The organism is Streptomyces sp. HUAS MS02, assembly GCF_055702265.1.
The window spans coordinates 1,517,084-1,532,816 of record NZ_CM146747.1; the positions used below are offsets into that span (position 1 = coordinate 1,517,084).

The following is a 15,733-nucleotide window of genomic DNA, read 5'->3' on the forward strand; positions in this document are numbered from 1 at the left end:
GGTCACTCACCGCCGCGCAGGATGCTGTTGCCCTCGTGCGTGGCGTCCGTCGTTGCGACGTCCAGGTCGAGCCGGCCGCTGAGTCCGTAGAACGCCACCGGGTTGCGCCACAGCACCAGGTCGACGTCGTCCTCGTCGAACCCGGCCGCGAGCAGGGCGTCGGCCACCTTGCGGGTCTTGAGGGGGTCGCTTCTGCCCCAGTCGGCGGCGGAGTTGACCAGCACCTTCTCCGGGCCGGACTTCTTGAGGACGGCGACCATGCGCTCCTCGTCCATCTTGGTGTCGGGATAGACGGAGAACCCGAGCCAGGCGCCGCTGTCCCTGGCCTCCTCGACGGTGGTCTCGTTGAGGTGGTCGAGCAGCACCCGTTCGACGGGCAGGGCGGAGGCCCGTACGACGTCGAGGGTGCGGCGCAGGCCGGCGAGCTTGTCCCGGTGCGGGGTGTGGACGAGGGCGGGCAGGCCGTGGTCGGCGGCCAGTTGGAGTTGGTGTTCGAGCGCGTGGTCCTCGGCCGGGGTCATGGAGTCGTAGCCGATCTCGCCGACCGCCACGACCCCGTCCTTCAGCAGGTAGCGGGGCAGCTGGTCCAGGACCGGGGTGCAGCGCGGGTCGTTCGCCTCCTTGGGGTTGAGGGCGAGCGCGCAGTGGTGGGCGATGCCGTACTGGGCGGCGCGGAAGGGTTCCCAGCCGAGCAGGGAGTCGAAGTAGTCGACGAAGGACTCGGGCGATGTGCGGGGCTGGCCCAGCCAGAAGGCCGGCTCCACGACCGCGCGGACGCCCGCCTCGCGCATCGCCTCGTAGTCGTCGGTGGTGCGTGACGTCATGTGGATGTGGGGGTCGAAGATGCGCATCAGGACTCCTTGCCGTCGAGGCCGGGCTCGGCGGCCGGTGGGGGCGCGGTCAGGGCCAGGACGCGGTACAGGTCCTCGGGTACGGGACGGCCCGCGGCGGTGCGTTCCTCGGCGAAGGCGTGGAGCATGCGGGCGAGTTCGGTGTCGCCCGCGACACGGCGGGTCAGGTCGGTGACCTCGGCGAGGGGAACCCCGGTGAACAGGCACTTGAGGACGGCGTGCCGCCAGTGGTGCGGGGCCAGATGGCGGGCGGCGTACGGGCCGAGCGCGGCGGCGACCAGGCGGGTGTCGTTGGTGCGCAGGGCGTCCTCCACGAGGTGCAGCGCGTCGGGGCCCGGCACGAGGTGCCCCAGCGCGTGCAGGACCGCGCGGCGTTCGTCGGCGGTGCCCTGGCGGTAGACCCGGGTGAGGGCGTCGGTGTCGGCGCGGGCCGCGTGCAGGACCAGGACGCGGACGGCGTCGGCGTGCTCGGTGCCGCAGCGCCGGCCCGCCTCGGCGAGGCGCAGCTCCCAGGGGGAGATGGGCCCGTGGGTGCCCGGGTGATCGGCGGCCTCGTCCAGCGCCCGGCCGAGCCAGGCGTGGGCGGCGCCCGTGAGATGGGCGTCCAGGTGGCGGCGCAGGTCGGCGGGGGTGGTGTGGGCCGGGTGATGTGCCGGGTGGGCGGGGCCGGTCGTCGGCGCGGGAGGGGTGCGATGAGGGATCACGAGCTGCTCCCGGGAGGGGTGGTGCGGCCGGTCGCTCGGTGCGGAAGCGATCGGTGCGGAAGCGATCGGTGCAGGAAGGAGAGGGACCGCTCGGCATGGTGGGGGCCGGCGTGGGAGTGGCGGGGCAGTTCGACGACGGTCAGGGCGCCGTAGCCGACGGCGGCCAGGGCCTCCAGCACGGGCGGGAAGTCGATCTCGCCCTCGCCGAACGGCAGATGCTCGTGGACACCGCGCCGCATGTCCTCGATCTGTACGTGCCGCAGCCAGGGCGCGGCGGCACGGACGCAGTCGGCCGGAGGGAGGGTTTCGAGGCACTGGCAGTGGCCGATGTCGAGGGTGAGGCCGAGTACGGCGGGGCTGTCGAGGGCCTGGCGGAGGCGGTGGAAGTCGGCGAGCGTGGCGAGGAGGTGACCTGGTTCGGGTTCGATCGCGAGGGGGACGCCGGCGGCGGTGGCGGCGTCGAGGACGGGGGTGAGTGCGTCGGGGAGGCGTTTCCAGGCGGTGTCCTCGTCCGTGCCGGGCGGGGTGACCCCGCTGAAGCAGTGCACGGCGTGGGCGCCGAGGTCGGCGGCGACCCGCACGGCACGGACGAGCAGGTCGGCGCGGCGGGCGCGGTCGTCCGGGTCGGGGTCCACCAGGGTGGGACCGTGCTTGCGGCGCGGGTCGAGGACGTAGCGGGCCCCGGTCTCCACGGTGACGGACAGCCCGAGTTCGCCCAGCCGCCGCGCGAGCCGCCGGGTGCGGGCGGCGAGGTCGGGGGCGAGCGGGTCGAGGTGCATGTGGTCGAGGGTGAGACCGACCCCGTCGTACCCGAGGTCGGCGAGGAGGGCGAGCGCGTCGTCGAGCCGCAGATCGGCGAGGCCGTTGGTGCCGTAGCCGAAGGAGAGGGGGGTGGATGGGTGGTTCATCGGGTCTCCTCGCGTGGCCCCGGCCCGCCCCTGTCATGCCGCCGCAATCGCTCCGCGAAGCTCGCGAGCGCCCCGTACTGCTCCCCCAGTGCCGCGGGGCTCTCGCCCACCGGGTCCTTGAAATAGAAGCCCAGCTCGGCCAGTGGGCCGGAGAGGCCCGCTTCGTGGGCGCGGGCCAGGAGGCGGGCGAGGTCGAGCACCAGCGGGGCGGCGAGGGCGGAGTCGCAGCCCTGCCAGGTGGTCTGGAGGACCATCCGGGTGCCGAGGAAGCCGTCGAAGGCGATGTGGTCCCAGGCGGTCTTCCAGTCTCCGAGGGCGGGGACGTCGTCGATGTGCGTCTCGCCCTCGGGGGTCGCCCCGAGGCTGTCGGTCAGGGCGCGCTCCTTGCCGGCGTTCTTGGCAGCGGCGGCGGCCGGGTCGGCGAGGGCGGCGCCGTCGCCCCCGCCGAGCAGGTTGGTGCCGGACCACGCCCGGACGGTCAGCGCCCGCTGCGCGAACATCGGGCCCAGGACCGAGCGGAGCAGGGTCTGCCCGGTCTTGCCGTCGCGGCCCGCGTAGGGAAGGCCGGAGGAGGCGGCGAGGGGGGCCAGGGACGGGTGGTGGAGGCCGGTCGACGGGGTGAAGTTGACGTAGGGGCAGCCGGCGCGCAGGGCGGCCGCCGCGTAGAGGGAGCTGGGCGGCAGGGCCTCGCCGGTGGGCGCGGGCTCCGTCGACGCCACGTTCACCACCACGGCCCGGGTCAGCCCCCGGCGTCGTACGAAGTCCTGGATGTCGTCGGCGTGGGAGGAGATCAGCTCGTCGGGCGTCCGGGTGTCGCCCGGGAGGGGGCCGCCGGGCCTGATCTCCCTGTCGGCGGCGGCCAGTTCGGCGGCGACGGCCACCGGGAGGTCGTGGGGCAGGACGCCGCCGGACGCCAGGGTCTCGGCCCGTTTGGGCAGGGGGCAGTCGACCGTGTCGTGGCCGCCGAAGACCAGCGAGGAGAGGGGCGGGAGGCCCGCGTCGGCGAAGAGCGGAGACTCGGTGACCATGCCCGTCGGGGTGTGCAGGCCCGCCGTGACGGCCGCGCAGCCCGCGACGACGGTGGTGGCGACGGAACCCCGTGCTCCGATCAGCCAGACGCCGACGCTCGATGGGGGAACGGACACGGACGCGGACATGGGCAGCCTCCTCGTCGAGCCAGTGGGTCGAGCCGGTGAGTACAACCCGGTCGGTACAACCGGTGAGTACAACCGGTGGGGGTGAAAGGGGCGAGACGGCGGGCGGGGGTCCGGCGTCCCCCGCCCGCCGTCGCTCAGTCGCCCGGCTGCGGGTCCGCCCTGTCGGCGGCCCGCGCGGGCAGTTCCTTGACGCGGATGTCGCGGAAGGACACCTGGTCGGCGGATCCGTGGTTCTGGATGCCCACGTGACCGTCGCGCAGGCTCCGTACCGGATCCGTGTTGGTGAAGTCGTTGATCTTCACGCCGTTGAGCCAGACGCGGAGGCGCTCGCCCTCCACACGGATCTCGTACGTGTTCCACTCCCCCGGCGGGTTCAGGGCGCGGTCGCGCTTGCTGATGTCGGCGGAGCGGAAGCCGTAGACGGACCCGGTCGTCCTCTCGGGTACGTCCGTGGCGTCGATCTGGACCTCGTAGCCGTTGTTCACGGCCGACCAGGGGTCGTCCGAGGGCGGGAAGCCCACGAACACACCGGAGTTGTCGTCCCCGGACGCTCCGGACATCCGCCAATCCAGCTTCAGCGAGTACGACCCGAAGCTGCGGTCGGCGTACCAGAGCATGCCCATCCCGCCGGACGACGTGATCGTGCCGTCGTCGTCCAGGGTGAAGGAGCCCGGGCCCGCCTGCCGCCATGCCGCGAGCGAGTCGGCGGTGCCGTCGAACAGCGGCCGGTAGCCGTTCTCCGGACGGCAGTCGGCCTGGGCCTCGCCGATCGCCCACCGGATGCCGCCCAGCAGGTGCTGCCGGAAGGCGGGTTCGGCGAAGGACTCCTTGGTGTGGCCGCCACCGGTGTAGAAGGCGCGGCCGCCCTGGTAGTCCTGGCACCAGGCGATCGGATGGTCGCCGTTCATGGTGCCGCCCGTGTACGACGACTCGTCGAGCGAGGCGAGGACATGGGCCCGCTCACGGGGGTTGGAGCGGTAGTTGTACCACTCGTCCGTGCGGTTCCAGGTCGCGCCCAGTCCGGCGGTGGCCGGGTGGGCGTGGTCCTCGACGTCGACCGTCGCGGGCTGGATCGCCGGGTGCGACTGGAAGTACGCGCCCGCGAGCCCGCCGTAGAAGGCCCAGTCGTACTCGGTGTCGGCGGCCGCGTGGATGCCGACGTAGGCGCCTCCGCGTCTGATGTACCGCTCGAACGCGCCCTGTTGGGCCGTGTCGAGGACGTCACCCGTCGTCGAGAGGAACACCACGGCGTCGTAGCGGCCCAGGTTCCGCGAGGTGAACGCGCCGGCGTCCTCGGTGGCGTCGACCGTGAAGCCGTGGGCGGCGCCCAGTTCCCGTACGGCCGTGACGCCCTCGGGGATCGAGTCGTGGCGGAACCCCGCGGTCTTGGAGAAGACCAGCACCCGACGCTCGTCTCCGTGACCCGCGCCGCCAGGGCCTCCGGAGGCGCCCGCGTCATCCGACACGGCGGGCCCCGACACACAGCCGATCAGCAGGGCGGCACCACCCAGCGCCGCCCACAGGCGTCCTCGTTCGCGTCCGTATCCCGGCATGACGCCCCCTCACCGCTTCGTGAAGGTGAAGTCGTCCACGTCGAACAGGCCGCCCGAGCCGCTCCCCTTGAACACCAGGTACAGCGTGGTGGTGCCGCGCGGGGCGCGGGACAGGTTGGCGGTGACGTCCTGGAAGGTGTCCCAGCCGCCGGTCACCGGCACGGTCGCGCTGCCGAGGAGACGCCCGGTCGCAGAGCCCGCCCGGACCTCCAGCTTGCCGCCGGCACCCCCGGAGGAGACACGCGCGGTGATCTTCGTCGCGTTGGACAGGACATAGGGCTCGAAGGAGATCCAGTCGCCGTTGGAGATGTCCCCGACCGTCTTGCCGCCGTGGGCGGTGGGCTTCGTCTGGACCGCGATGCCGGAGGAGTCGCCGTAGTGCTCGGCCTGGCGGTGGGTGGGCTGGACGACGTTCTGGTCGTGGGTGGTCAGCGGCTCCTGGCCGCCGCCTCCGCCGTCGGTGTACTCGGCGTCGAACACCCCGAAGATGTTGGCGTTCTCGTCGTGGCCGCCGTCGGCGCTGGTCTGGATGGTGCCGGTGCAGCCGTTGGCGGAGGTCACCGGGTGGCCGTGGCTGTCGTGGCCGAGGATGAAGGTGACCTTGACCTTGGCGCAGTCGATCGGGCGGCCGTCCTCCGGGTCGCTGACCTTCACCTTGAACGGTACGGCGTCACCGAAGGCGAACAGCTGCCCGTCCTGCGGGAGTTCCAGCGTCACCTTGGGCGCGGTGTTGCCGACCACGATCCGTACGCTGGCGCCGCCGGTGCGGCCCGAGGGGTCCTTCGCGGTCACGGTCGCCGTGTAGGTGCCGTTCTTCTTGTAGGTGTGCGTGGGGTTGGCGGCCGTGGAGGTTCCGCCGTCGCCGAAGTCCCAGCTGTAGGTGAGGGCGTCGCCGTCCTGGTCGCTGGTGCCGGCGGAGGAGAAGCGGACCTTCAGCCGGGCCTGACCGGAGGTGCGGTCGGCGGCGGCCTGGGCGACCGGGGAGTGGCCGTCGGTGGCGTTCTCGATGCGGTACAGGGCGGAGTGCTCGTCGCCGCCGAACCAGGAGATGCCGTAGTCGAGGACGTACAGCGCGCCGTCCGGGCCGAAGGCCATGTCCATGACCTGGGTGCCGGTCCACGGCACGTTGTTGATCGATTGCACGGTGCCGTCGGCGTCGCTGGTGATCCTCTTGATCCAGCGGCGGCCGAACTCACCGGCGAAGAAGTCGCCGTCGTACGCCTCGGGGAACTTCACCGGGGAGTCGAGCGAGGCGTCGTAGTGGTAGACCGGGCCGCCCATCGGGGACTCGGAGCCGTCGCCGAACTCCGGGAGGGAGTTGCCGTTGTAGGGGATCCAGGCGGGCTCGGCGGGCGGCAGGTCGGTGAGGCCGGTGTTGTTCGGCGAGGTGTTCTTCGGGGCCGCACAGTCGAAGGCCGCGCCCGAGGTGCCGGTGGCGAAGTCGTAGTCGACATAGGCGTCGTTCTTGCCCGTGCAGTACGGCCAGCCGAAGTTGCCGGGCTTGGTGACCCGGGCGAACTCGACCTGCCCGGCGGGGCCGCGCGTGGCACTGGCGGCGCCGGCGTCGGGGCCGTACTCGCCGACGTAGAGGATGCCGGTCTTCTTGTCGACGCTGAACCGGAACGGGTTGCGGAAGCCCATCGCGTAGATCTCGGGGCGGGTCTTGTCCGTGCCGGGCGCGAAGAGGTTGCCGTCGGGAACGGAGTAGGAGCCGTCGGCGTTCACCTTGATGCGCAGGATCTTGCCGCGCAGGTCGTTGGTGTTGCCGGAGGTGCGCTGGGCGTCGAAGGCCGGGTTGCGGTTGGACCGCTCGTCGATGGGGGTGAAGCCGTCCGACTGGAACGGGTTGCTGTCGTCGCCCGTCGACAGGTACAGGTTGCCGGCCGCGTCGAAGTCGATGTCACCGCCGACGTGGCAGCAGATGCCCCGGGAGGCGGGGACGTCGAGGACCTTCTTCTCGCTGGCCTTGTCGAGGGTGCCGTCGGTCTTCAGGACGAAGCGGGAGAGCCGGTTGACGCCGTCGAAGGGCGCGAAGTCCGCGGCCGTGCCGGTCTCGGGGGCGTCGCCGGCCGGGGTGTTCAGCGGGGGCGCGTAGTACAGGTAGATGAAGCGGTTGTCGGCGAAGCCCGGGTCGACGCCTATGCCCTGGAGGCCCTCCTCGTCATGGCTGTACACGTCGAGCTTGCCGGCGAGCCTGGTGTTGCCCGCCGCGTCGGTCAGCCGCAGTTCGCCGTCGCGCGAGGTGTGCAGGACCGAGCGGTCGGGGAGGACGGCGAGCGACATGGGCTCGCCGACCTCCGGCTCGCCCTTGGCGAGGGTGACCTGCTGGAAGTCCTCGGCGGCCGCCGCCTTCGGCTCGGTGTCGGCCGCGCCCGCCGGGGGCGCGGTGAGGGAGAGCGAGGCGCCGGCGAGCAGCAGACCGGTCAGCAGGGCGATCGGTCCACGCAGTCCGCGGCGTCTGAAGGTGCTGGTGGCGCTGGTGGGGTGTCTGTTGTCGTCGTACGGGTGCACGAAATGCCTCCAGTAAGGGGCTGGTCGTACGGGGGTGTGCGGGTGTGTGCGGTACGCCGGGGTGCGCCGTCACCCCGGAAGACAGGGGAGCGTTACTCGTTGCCGCCGAACGCCGCGTCGAACGAGGCCGTCGGCGGTTCGAAGTCGAACGCCTTGAGATGCGCGAGGGCCTCGGGGGCGCCCTGGAGCCGGTCCATGCCGGCGTCCTCCCACTCCACGGAGATCGGGCCCCGGTAGTCGATCGAGCGGAGCATCCGGAAGACGTCCTCCCAGGGGACGTCGCCGTGGCCGGCCGAGACGAAGTCCCAGCCTCGGCGCGGGTCGCCCCAGGGAAGGTGCGAGCCGAGGCGGCCGTTGCGTCCGTCGAGCCGCTTGCGGGCCTCCTTGCAGTCCACGTGGTAGATCCGGTCGCGGAAGTCCCACAGGAATCCGACCGGGTCGAGGTCCTGCCACACGAAGTGCGAGGGGTCGAAGTTCAGTCCGAACGCCGGCCGGTGGTCGACGGCCTCCAGCGCGCGCCGGGTCGTCCAGTAGTCGTAGGCGATCTCGCTCGGGTGGACCTCGTGCGCGAACCGCACGCCCTGGGCGTCGAAGACGTCGAGGATCGGGTTCCAGCGCGTCGCGAAGTCGTCGTAGCCGCGCTCGATCATCGACTCGGGGGCGGGCGGGAACATGGCGACCAGATGCCAGATGGCCGAGCCGGTGAAGCCGATGACGGTGTCCACGCCGAAGGCGGCGGCGGCCCGCGCGGTGTCGGCCATCTCGGCGGCGGCCCGCTGCCGTACGCCCTCGGGCTCGCCGTCGCCCCAGATGCGGGCGGGCAGGATGGCCCGGTGCCGTTCGTCGATGATGGCGTCGCACACCGCCTGCCCCACCAGGTGGTTGGAGACGGCCCAGCACTTCAGGCCGTACTTCTGCAGGAGTTGGTGTCGTGAGTCGACGTACGACGGATCGGCTAGGGCCTTGTCGACCTCGAAGTGATCGCCCCAGCAGGCGAGTTCGAGACCGTCGTAGCCGAAGTCGCGGGCCAGGCGGCAGACCTCTTCGAGAGGGAGGTCCGCCCACTGGCCGGTGAAGAGCGTGAAGTCGCGCGGCATGTCCGGGCCTCCTCAGACCGCTGTGGGGGTGTGGGACGGTGAGTGGGACGGGAAGTGGGTCGGGGTGTAGACGGAGTTCTTCTCGGCGCTCTCCTCGACCGCCGCGAGCACCCGCTGCACCTGCAGCCCGTCGGCGAACGACGGCTCGGGCCGTCGGCCGGCCGCCACGGCGTGGACCAGGTCGCGGGCCTGGTGGACGAAGGTGTGCTCGTAGCCGAGGCCGTGCCCCGGCGGCCACCAGGCGTCGAGGTAGGGGTGGTCGGGCTCGGTGACGAGGATGCGGCGGAAGCCGGCGTGGGCGGCGGGCTCGGTGTGGTCGTGGTAGGAGAGCTCGTTGAGCCGTTCGAGGTCGAAGGCCAACGAACCGTGCTCACCGTTGAGTTCGATGCGCAGGGCGTTCTTGCGGCCGGTGGCGAAGCGGGTGGCCTCGAAGGAGGCGACGGGTCCGGAGGCGAAGCGACCGGTGAACAGGGCCGCGTCGTCGACGGTGACCGCACCCCGGCCCGCGGTGCCGCCGGAGGACGCGAGACCGCTGGTCGCCCCGGCCGGCAGGGGCCGTTCGCGTACGAAGGTCTCCGTCAGCGCGGACACCCCGACCACCGGCTCGCCCGCCAGGTACTGCGCGAGGTCGACGATGTGGGCGCCCAGGTCGCCGAGCGCCCCGGAACCGGCGGACTCCTTGCGCAACCGCCAGGTCAGCGGGAACTCCGGGTCCACGAGCCAATCCTGAAGGTACGTCACCCGTACGTGCCGCAGGGCGCCCAGTCGGCCCTCGGCGACCATGCGTCGGGCCAGCGCGGTGGCGGGCAACCGACGGTAGTTGAAGCCCACCATCGCCAACCTGCCCTGCGCGTACGCTTCTTCGGCCGCCGCCGCCATCCGCTCCGCCTCCGCGACGGTGTTGGCGAGCGGCTTCTCGCAGAGCACGTGCTTGCCGGCGGCCAGCGCGGCGAGAGCGATCTCGGCGTGGCTGTCGCCGGGCGTGCAGATGTCCACGAGGTCGATGTCGTCGCGGGCGATCAGCCTCCGCCAGTCGGTCTCCGTCCCCGCCCACCCGTGCCGGTCCGCCATGGCCCGCACCGCGTCGGCGTCCCGCCCGCAGACGGCGGCGAGCACGGGGGTGAGCGGCAGGTCGAAGACCCGCCCCGCCGTGCGCCACCCTTGCGAGTGCGCGGCCCCCATGAAGGCGTACCCGACCATCCCGACCCGCAACTGCGGCCTGTCCGCCCCGCCGGCGACCCCGGCGGGCCACTCCCCGGCACGAGACCCGGCACGAGACCCGGCACCGGCCGGGTGACCGGCCCCGGGACCCGCGTCGAGCCCCGCGTCGGGCCCCGGCGCTCCTGACTCCTCCGCCTCGGCCTGGTCGGGCTGCTGCGGCTGTCCCATGCGTGTGTCCTCCTCGTGGTGGCGCGGTGGGGGGTGGGGCCCGGGTCGGCGCTCCGGGGCCGGGTCCCGCGTCGACCCGGCCCCCGGTCGCGGTCGGGCCCGTGGTCCCGGTCGGGTCCGTCGGGCGGGACCCGTCACTTGAAGCCGGTGGCCATGTACTGGTCGACGTTGTCCTTGTCGACGACGGCCGAGTACAGCGTCAGCGAGGACGGGATCTCGAACTCGGCGAGGCCGCCGACCCCCTTGCCCTGGCCGAGGGCGCGGGCGAGGTCGATCGCGGAGGCGGCCATGGTCGGCGGGTAGAGGACGGTCGCCTTGAGGACCCCGTCGTCCTTCTTGATCGCCTGGAACGCGGAGAGCGCGCCCGCTCCGCCGACCATCAGGAAGTCGTCGCGCCCGGCCTGCTCGATGGCGCGCAGGGCGCCGACGCCCTGGTCGTCGTCGTGGTTCCACAGGGCGTCGAAGTTCGACTGGGCCTGGAGGAGTTGGGCCATCTTGGCCTGCCCGGACTCCACGGTGAACTCGGCGGCCTGCCGGGCGACCTTCTTGATGTTCGGGTAGTTCTTCAGAGCGTCGTCGAAGCCCTGGGTGCGCTGCTTGGTCAGCTCCAGGTTGTCGAGCCCGGCGAGCTCGATGACCCGGGCGTCGCTCTTGTCCTTGAGCTTCTCGCCGATGTAGTGGCCGGCGTTGAGGCCCATGCCGTAGTTGTCGCCGCCGATCCAGCAGCGGTACGCCTGCGGGGAGTTGAAGATCCGGTCGAGGTTGACGACGGGGATGCCGGCCCTCATCGCCTTGAGGCCGACCTGGGTGAGCGCCTTGCCGTCGGCGGGCAGCACCACCAGGACGTCGACCTTCTTGTTGATGAGGGTCTCGATCTGCCCGATCTGCTGGGCGGTGTCGTTCGAGCCCTCGGTGATCTCCAGGGTGACGTCCTCGTACCGCTCGGCGCGGCTCTTGGCGTTCTGGTTGATCGCGTTGAGCCAGCCGTGGTCGGCCTGCGGTCCGGCGAAGCCTATGGTGACCGCCTTGCCGGGCTTGTCGTCGGCGGCCGGCTGGTCGTTCGCCGCCGGGTCTTCCTTGGTCTCGTTGCTGGTGCAACCTACGAGGAGGGCGCCGGCCGAGACGGCGGCGGTCCCGAAGAGCAGTCCTCTGCGGCTGGGGAACTCTGGCATGGCGGTGGACCTTTCACGTGTCGGCTCTTCGGTGGGTCAGGTCGTGCTGGCCGTGCGTCGTTGGACCAGGACCGCGGCGACGATGATCGCGCCCTTGGCGATCTGCTGGACGTCGCTCTGCAGGTTGTTGAGCGCGAAGATGTTGGTGATCGTGGTGAAGATCAGGACGCCCAGGACCGAGCCGGTGATGGTGCCCCGGCCGCCGCTGAGCAGGGTGCCGCCGATGATCGCGGCGGCGATGGCGTCGAGTTCGTAGAGGTTGCCGTTGGTGTTCTGGCCCGAGCCGGAGAGCACGATCAGCAGGAAGGCGGCGATGCCGCAGCACAGTCCGGAGAGCAGGTACAGATAGAGCCGCTGGCGGCGGACGTCGATGCCCGCGAGCCGGGCCGCCTCCGCGTTGCCGCCGACGGCGACCGTGCGCCGGCCGAAGGTCGTGCGGTTCAGCACGAGCCAGCCGATGATCGTCACGAGTGCGAAGACCAGGACGAGCGGCGGGATGCCGAGGACGTAGGCGTCGCGCTCCCCGAGGTCGAGGATGGCGTCCACGGTGACGACCTGCGTGCTGCCGTCGGTGATCTGGAGGGCGAGGCCACGGGCCGAGGCGAGCATGGCGAGGGTGGCGATGAAGGGGACCATCCCGCCGTAGGCGATGAGCAGTCCGTTCACCAGGCCGCAGCCGACGCCGACGATCACCGCCGTGAAGAGGATGCCGGCGAAGCCGTACTCCTGCGTGGCCACGGTCGTCGCCCACACCGACGCCAGGGCGACGATCGCCCCCACGGACAGGTCGATGCCGCCGGAGGTGATGACGAAGGTCATGCCGACGGTGACCACACCGATGACCGAGGCCTGGGTGAGGACGAGTTGGAGGTTGCGGGTGTCGAGGAACTCGTCGGGCCGGGTGGCGCCGCCGATGACGATCAGCGCCGCCAGGACTCCGAGGAGCGAGAGGGTGCGCACATCGGCGCGGAACACGAGGGCGCGCCAGGCCGGCGGTTCACTGACGGGAGTCACCTTGTCGGCGCTGCCCCGGGGCGGGGACACGGGCTGGGTCATGACGCCGGGCTCCCTTCGCCGGTCGCGGGACTCCCCGCACCGGTCACCGGACTTGCCACACTGGCCACCGGGTTTCCTTCCATCACGAGGTCGAGGACACGGTGTTCGTCGAGTTCACGGGCGGGCGCGGTGTGCACGACCCGTCCCTCGCGCAGGACGAGCACCCGGTCGGCGAGGCCGAGGACTTCGGGCACCTCGCTGGAGACCAGCAGTACGGCGAGCCCTTCGTCGGCGAGTCGGCGCACCACCGCGTACAGCTCGGCGCGGGCTCCGACGTCGACGCCGCGGGTCGGCTCGTCGAGCAGCAGCACACGGCAGCCGCGCAGCAGCCAGCGGGCGAGAACCGCCTTCTGCTGGTTGCCTCCGGACAGGGTGCGGACGGGGACGGCCGGGTTGTCGGGGCGCAGGGACAGCTCGCGGGTCGCCGCGCGCGCTCCTTTCAGCTCCGCCGCCCGGTCGATCCAGCCGACGCGCGCGAAGCGGGACATCGACGACACGGAAACGTTCCTGGTGACGGTCTCCAGCATCAGCAGCGCCTGCGCCTTGCGCTCCTCGGGAGCGAGCCCGAGCCCGGCCCGTACGGCGGCCCGTACGCTGCCTAGCCTCAACTGCCGCCCATTGACGCTGACTTGACCGGCCGTCGGCCTGCGGGCGCCGTAGATCGTCTCCAGGATCTCCGAGCGTCCGGAGCCGACGAGTCCGGCGAGCCCCACGATCTCGCCGGGCCGCACGTCCAGGTCGAACGGCTCGAACTCCCCGGCGCGCGCCAGTCCCCGCACCTGGAGGACGGGCTCGACGGCGGCCGGGGGCGTGGGCGGGCGGTCGGGGAAGACGTACTCGACGTTGCGCCCGGTCATCAGGGCCACGACCTCGCGCGTCGGCGTGGACTTCGCGGGCAGCCCGCCCGCCACGGCCCGCCCGTCCTTCAGTACGGTCACCCGGTCGCCGATCCGGCGGATCTCCTCCAAGCGGTGCGAGATGTAGACGACGGCCACGCCGTCGGCGGTCAGGTCGCCGACGATCCTGAACAGGTTGTCGACCTCGTCCGGGTCGAGGGCGGCCGAGGGTTCGTCCATCACGATCAGCCGTACGTCGTGGGAGAGCGCCCGCGCCATCGACACGATCTGCTGCTGCGCGGCCGACAACTCACCCACCAGCCGCGCCGGATCGACCTCCGGATGACCGAGTCGCTTGAGCAGCGCGGCCGTCGACGCCCGCGCCGCCTTCCCTCGTACGACGAAGCCGGCCGCGGTGGGCTCGTGTCCGAGGTGGACGTTCTCGGCCACCGACAGCCCCTCGACCAGGTCGAGTTCCTGGTAGATGGTGGCGATGCCGAGGCGCATGGCGGCGATCGGAGACTTCAGGGTGACGGGTTCGCCCCGCCAGGTGATGGTGCCGTCGTCGGGCTGGTGAGCGCCGGCCAGGACCTTGATCAGGGTGGACTTCCCGGCGCCGTTCTGGCCGAGCAGGCAGTGGACCTCTCCGGCCTGGACGTCGAGGTCGACGCCGTCCAGGGCCCGGACTCCGGGGAACGACTTGGTGATGCCGGACATGGTGAGCAGCGGTGGTTCTGTTGCCATGAGTTCCCCTTGGCGGGCGTGCGGGCCGGTTACAGGGCGAAGCCGTCTGCTGGGCAGGCGTTTCGGGCAGGGCGAGGCAGCGCGTCGTGCTGGTGGACCCGGGCGGACGAGGGCCTAGGCGAGTGCGAACGGGAGAGGGCTCACGCGGGTGAGAACAGGTGGTCGCTGATGAGGCGGGCCGCGCCGATGACTCCGGCGGTTGGCCCCAACTCCCCCAGCACGATGGGCAGATTGCCGGTCGCGAGGGGCAGTGACTGACGGTAGACCTGGGTGCGGATGGCGGCGAGCAGGGTGTGGCCGAGGCCGGTCACCCCGCCGCCGATCACCACCAGGCCGGGGTTGAAGAAGCTGACGAGTCCGGCGATGACCTGGCCGGTGCGGTTGCCGCCCTCGCGTATCAGGTCGAGCGCGGTGGCGTCGCCGGTGGCGGCCGCGGCGGCGACGTCGACGGCGGTGAGGGTCCCGTTGGTCTCCAGACGCGAGGCGAGTTCCGCCGAGAGTCCCTGCTGGGCGGCTTCCCTGGCGTCGCGGGCGAGCGCGGCGCCGCTGAAATGGGCTTCCAGACAGCCCCGGTTGCCGCAGGCGCAGGGGCGGCCGTCCGGTACGGCGAGGATGTGCCCGATGTCGCCGGCGCTGCCCGTCGCACCGCGGTGGACCTCACCGCCGACGACGATGCCGCAGCCGATGCCGGTGCCGATCTTGACGCAGAGGAAGTCGCCCACGGAACGGGCCACGCCCGCGTGCTGCTCCCCCATCGCCATCAGGTTCACGTCGTTGTCGACCATGACGGGGCAGCCGAGTTCCTGGCTGAGCGCCTCGCGGACCGGGAACCCGTCCCAGCCCGGCATGATCGGCGGGGCGACCGGGACGCCCTCCGGGAAGCGGACCGGTCCGGGGACGCCGATGCCGGCGCCGTCGAACCCTTCCGCGAGCCCGGAGGCCTTCAGCTTGGCCGCCATGGACAGCACCTGCTCGAAGACGGCGACCGGGCCCTCCCGGACGTCCATCGGCTGGTTGATGTGACCGAGGATCTCCAACTCGGCGTTGGTGACGGCCACGTCGATCGAGGTGGCGCCGATGTCCACGCCCAGGAAACGCAGTTGGGGAGCGAGCCGGATGTTGTGCGACCGGCGGCCACCGCGCGAGGCGGCGAGCCCGTCGGCCACGACCAGTCCGGTCTCCAGGAGCCGGTCCACCTCCACGGCCAGTTTCGACCGCGAGAGGTCCACCCGATCGCCCAGCTGGGCACGCGAGTTGGGCCCTCCGTCCCGCAACAGCCGCAGCAGCCTTGCCTGATGCGCGTTCGCGGGTCGAGCTGTCATACGTCTCACAAGCCCCTCCCCGCCTCAGCCGGCCGCAACGTCCGTCGGGTTCCGGCCACTTCACCGCGACCGACCTTTCGCAGGGGAACGTAGCAGCGGCTGCCGGGGCTGGGAAGAAGTTGCGCACGAATTGCCGTCAACTTTCTCCACTCACAGGACAAAGGACGTCCCGATGGCGACCCGGGGCGGGCGCGCCCCGGAGGGTGCGGCCGACGAAAAGCAGGGCCGGGGGCGGCTCATCTGGCGAGCAACGGCGACCGGCTGCCACCAACTCGCCCTCGCCCGCCCACCAGCGACGACGCGCCGCGAGCGACCGCCGGCGCCGAGGTCCACGAGGGCCAATGCCCCACGACGGCCGAGGTTCAGGACGGCCGGAGCCCACGACGACGACCGGCGCCCACGACGGCCGGGGCCCACGACGGCCGGGTTTCAC

At 71.9% G+C, this 15,733-nt stretch carries 12 protein-coding genes; all 12 read right to left on the bottom strand.

Annotation, left to right across the window (positions count from 1 at the left end; all coding sequences use genetic code 11):
- Positions 1-2: 2 nt before the first annotated feature.
- Positions 3-851: a TatD family hydrolase gene (locus ACZ9QC_RS06540; protein ID WP_472919251.1), complete on the bottom strand. Its 849-nt coding sequence runs from the start codon at positions 849-851 to the stop codon at positions 3-5.
- Positions 851-1,555 (bottom strand): EboA domain-containing protein, encoded by a 705-nt coding sequence (locus ACZ9QC_RS06545; RefSeq protein ID WP_472919252.1) that lies wholly within the window; start codon positions 1,553-1,555, stop codon positions 851-853. The genes ACZ9QC_RS06540 and ACZ9QC_RS06545 overlap by 1 nt, the downstream gene beginning before the upstream one ends.
- Positions 1,552-2,463, bottom strand: coding sequence for a sugar phosphate isomerase/epimerase family protein (locus ACZ9QC_RS06550; RefSeq protein WP_472919253.1), 912 nt, complete (start codon positions 2,461-2,463; stop codon positions 1,552-1,554). Before ACZ9QC_RS06550 ends, ACZ9QC_RS06545 begins: the two co-directional genes overlap by 4 nt.
- Entirely contained in the window at positions 2,460-3,620 is a 1,161-nt protein-coding gene (locus tag ACZ9QC_RS06555; RefSeq protein WP_472919254.1) for an inositol-3-phosphate synthase, read from the bottom strand. The genes ACZ9QC_RS06550 and ACZ9QC_RS06555 overlap by 4 nt, the downstream gene beginning before the upstream one ends.
- A gap of 134 nt (positions 3,621-3,754) precedes the next feature.
- A complete protein-coding gene (locus ACZ9QC_RS06560) occupies positions 3,755-5,173 on the bottom strand; it encodes a ThuA domain-containing protein (protein WP_472919255.1) in 1,419 nt (472 codons plus the stop codon).
- Positions 5,174-5,182: 9 nt separating this feature from the next.
- Positions 5,183-7,684, bottom strand: coding sequence for a PQQ-dependent sugar dehydrogenase (locus tag ACZ9QC_RS06565; protein ID WP_472919256.1), 2,502 nt, complete (start codon positions 7,682-7,684; stop codon positions 5,183-5,185).
- Positions 7,685-7,776: 92 nt separating this feature from the next.
- A complete protein-coding gene (locus ACZ9QC_RS06570; protein ID WP_472919257.1) occupies positions 7,777-8,781 on the bottom strand; it encodes a sugar phosphate isomerase/epimerase family protein in 1,005 nt (334 codons plus the stop codon).
- A gap of 12 nt (positions 8,782-8,793) precedes the next feature.
- On the bottom strand, positions 8,794-10,170 hold the full coding sequence (locus tag ACZ9QC_RS06575) for a Gfo/Idh/MocA family protein (protein ID WP_472919258.1): 1,377 nt from the start codon (positions 10,168-10,170) through the stop codon (positions 8,794-8,796).
- Between the two features lie 134 nt (positions 10,171-10,304).
- Positions 10,305-11,342, bottom strand: coding sequence for a substrate-binding domain-containing protein (locus ACZ9QC_RS06580; RefSeq protein ID WP_472919259.1), 1,038 nt, complete (start codon positions 11,340-11,342; stop codon positions 10,305-10,307).
- Between the two features lie 36 nt (positions 11,343-11,378).
- Entirely contained in the window at positions 11,379-12,398 is a 1,020-nt protein-coding gene (locus tag ACZ9QC_RS06585; RefSeq protein WP_472919260.1) for an ABC transporter permease, read from the bottom strand.
- Complete coding sequence (locus ACZ9QC_RS06590) at positions 12,395-13,978, bottom strand: sugar ABC transporter ATP-binding protein (RefSeq protein ID WP_472919261.1); 1,584 nt, start codon at positions 13,976-13,978, stop codon at positions 12,395-12,397. Before ACZ9QC_RS06590 ends, ACZ9QC_RS06585 begins: the two co-directional genes overlap by 4 nt.
- Positions 13,979-14,118: 140 nt before the next feature.
- On the bottom strand, positions 14,119-15,300 hold the full coding sequence (locus ACZ9QC_RS06595; RefSeq protein WP_472919262.1) for an ROK family transcriptional regulator: 1,182 nt from the start codon (positions 15,298-15,300) through the stop codon (positions 14,119-14,121).
- Positions 15,301-15,733: the final 433 nt, after the last annotated feature.

What these genes read in the sequence shown, in the direction of transcription:
- ACZ9QC_RS06585 (WP_472919260.1), bottom strand. Translation starts at nt 12,398, where the DNA reads ATGACCCAGCCCGTGTCCCCGCCCCGGGGCAGCGCCGACAAGGTGACT.
- ACZ9QC_RS06590 (WP_472919261.1), bottom strand. Translation starts at nt 13,978, where the DNA reads ATGGCAACAGAACCACCGCTGCTCACCATGTCCGGCATCACCAAGTCG.
- ACZ9QC_RS06555 (WP_472919254.1), bottom strand. Translation starts at nt 3,620, where the DNA reads ATGTCCGCGTCCGTGTCCGTTCCCCCATCGAGCGTCGGCGTCTGGCTG.
- ACZ9QC_RS06575 (WP_472919258.1), bottom strand. Translation starts at nt 10,170, where the DNA reads ATGGGACAGCCGCAGCAGCCCGACCAGGCCGAGGCGGAGGAGTCAGGA.
- ACZ9QC_RS06540 (WP_472919251.1), bottom strand. Translation starts at nt 851, where the DNA reads ATGCGCATCTTCGACCCCCACATCCACATGACGTCACGCACCACCGAC.
- ACZ9QC_RS06580 (WP_472919259.1), bottom strand. Translation starts at nt 11,342, where the DNA reads ATGCCAGAGTTCCCCAGCCGCAGAGGACTGCTCTTCGGGACCGCCGCC.
- ACZ9QC_RS06570 (WP_472919257.1), bottom strand. Translation starts at nt 8,781, where the DNA reads ATGCCGCGCGACTTCACGCTCTTCACCGGCCAGTGGGCGGACCTCCCT.
- ACZ9QC_RS06560 (WP_472919255.1), bottom strand. Translation starts at nt 5,173, where the DNA reads ATGCCGGGATACGGACGCGAACGAGGACGCCTGTGGGCGGCGCTGGGT.
- ACZ9QC_RS06550 (WP_472919253.1), bottom strand. Translation starts at nt 2,463, where the DNA reads ATGAACCACCCATCCACCCCCCTCTCCTTCGGCTACGGCACCAACGGC.
- ACZ9QC_RS06595 (WP_472919262.1), bottom strand. Translation starts at nt 15,300, where the DNA reads ATGACAGCTCGACCCGCGAACGCGCATCAGGCAAGGCTGCTGCGGCTG.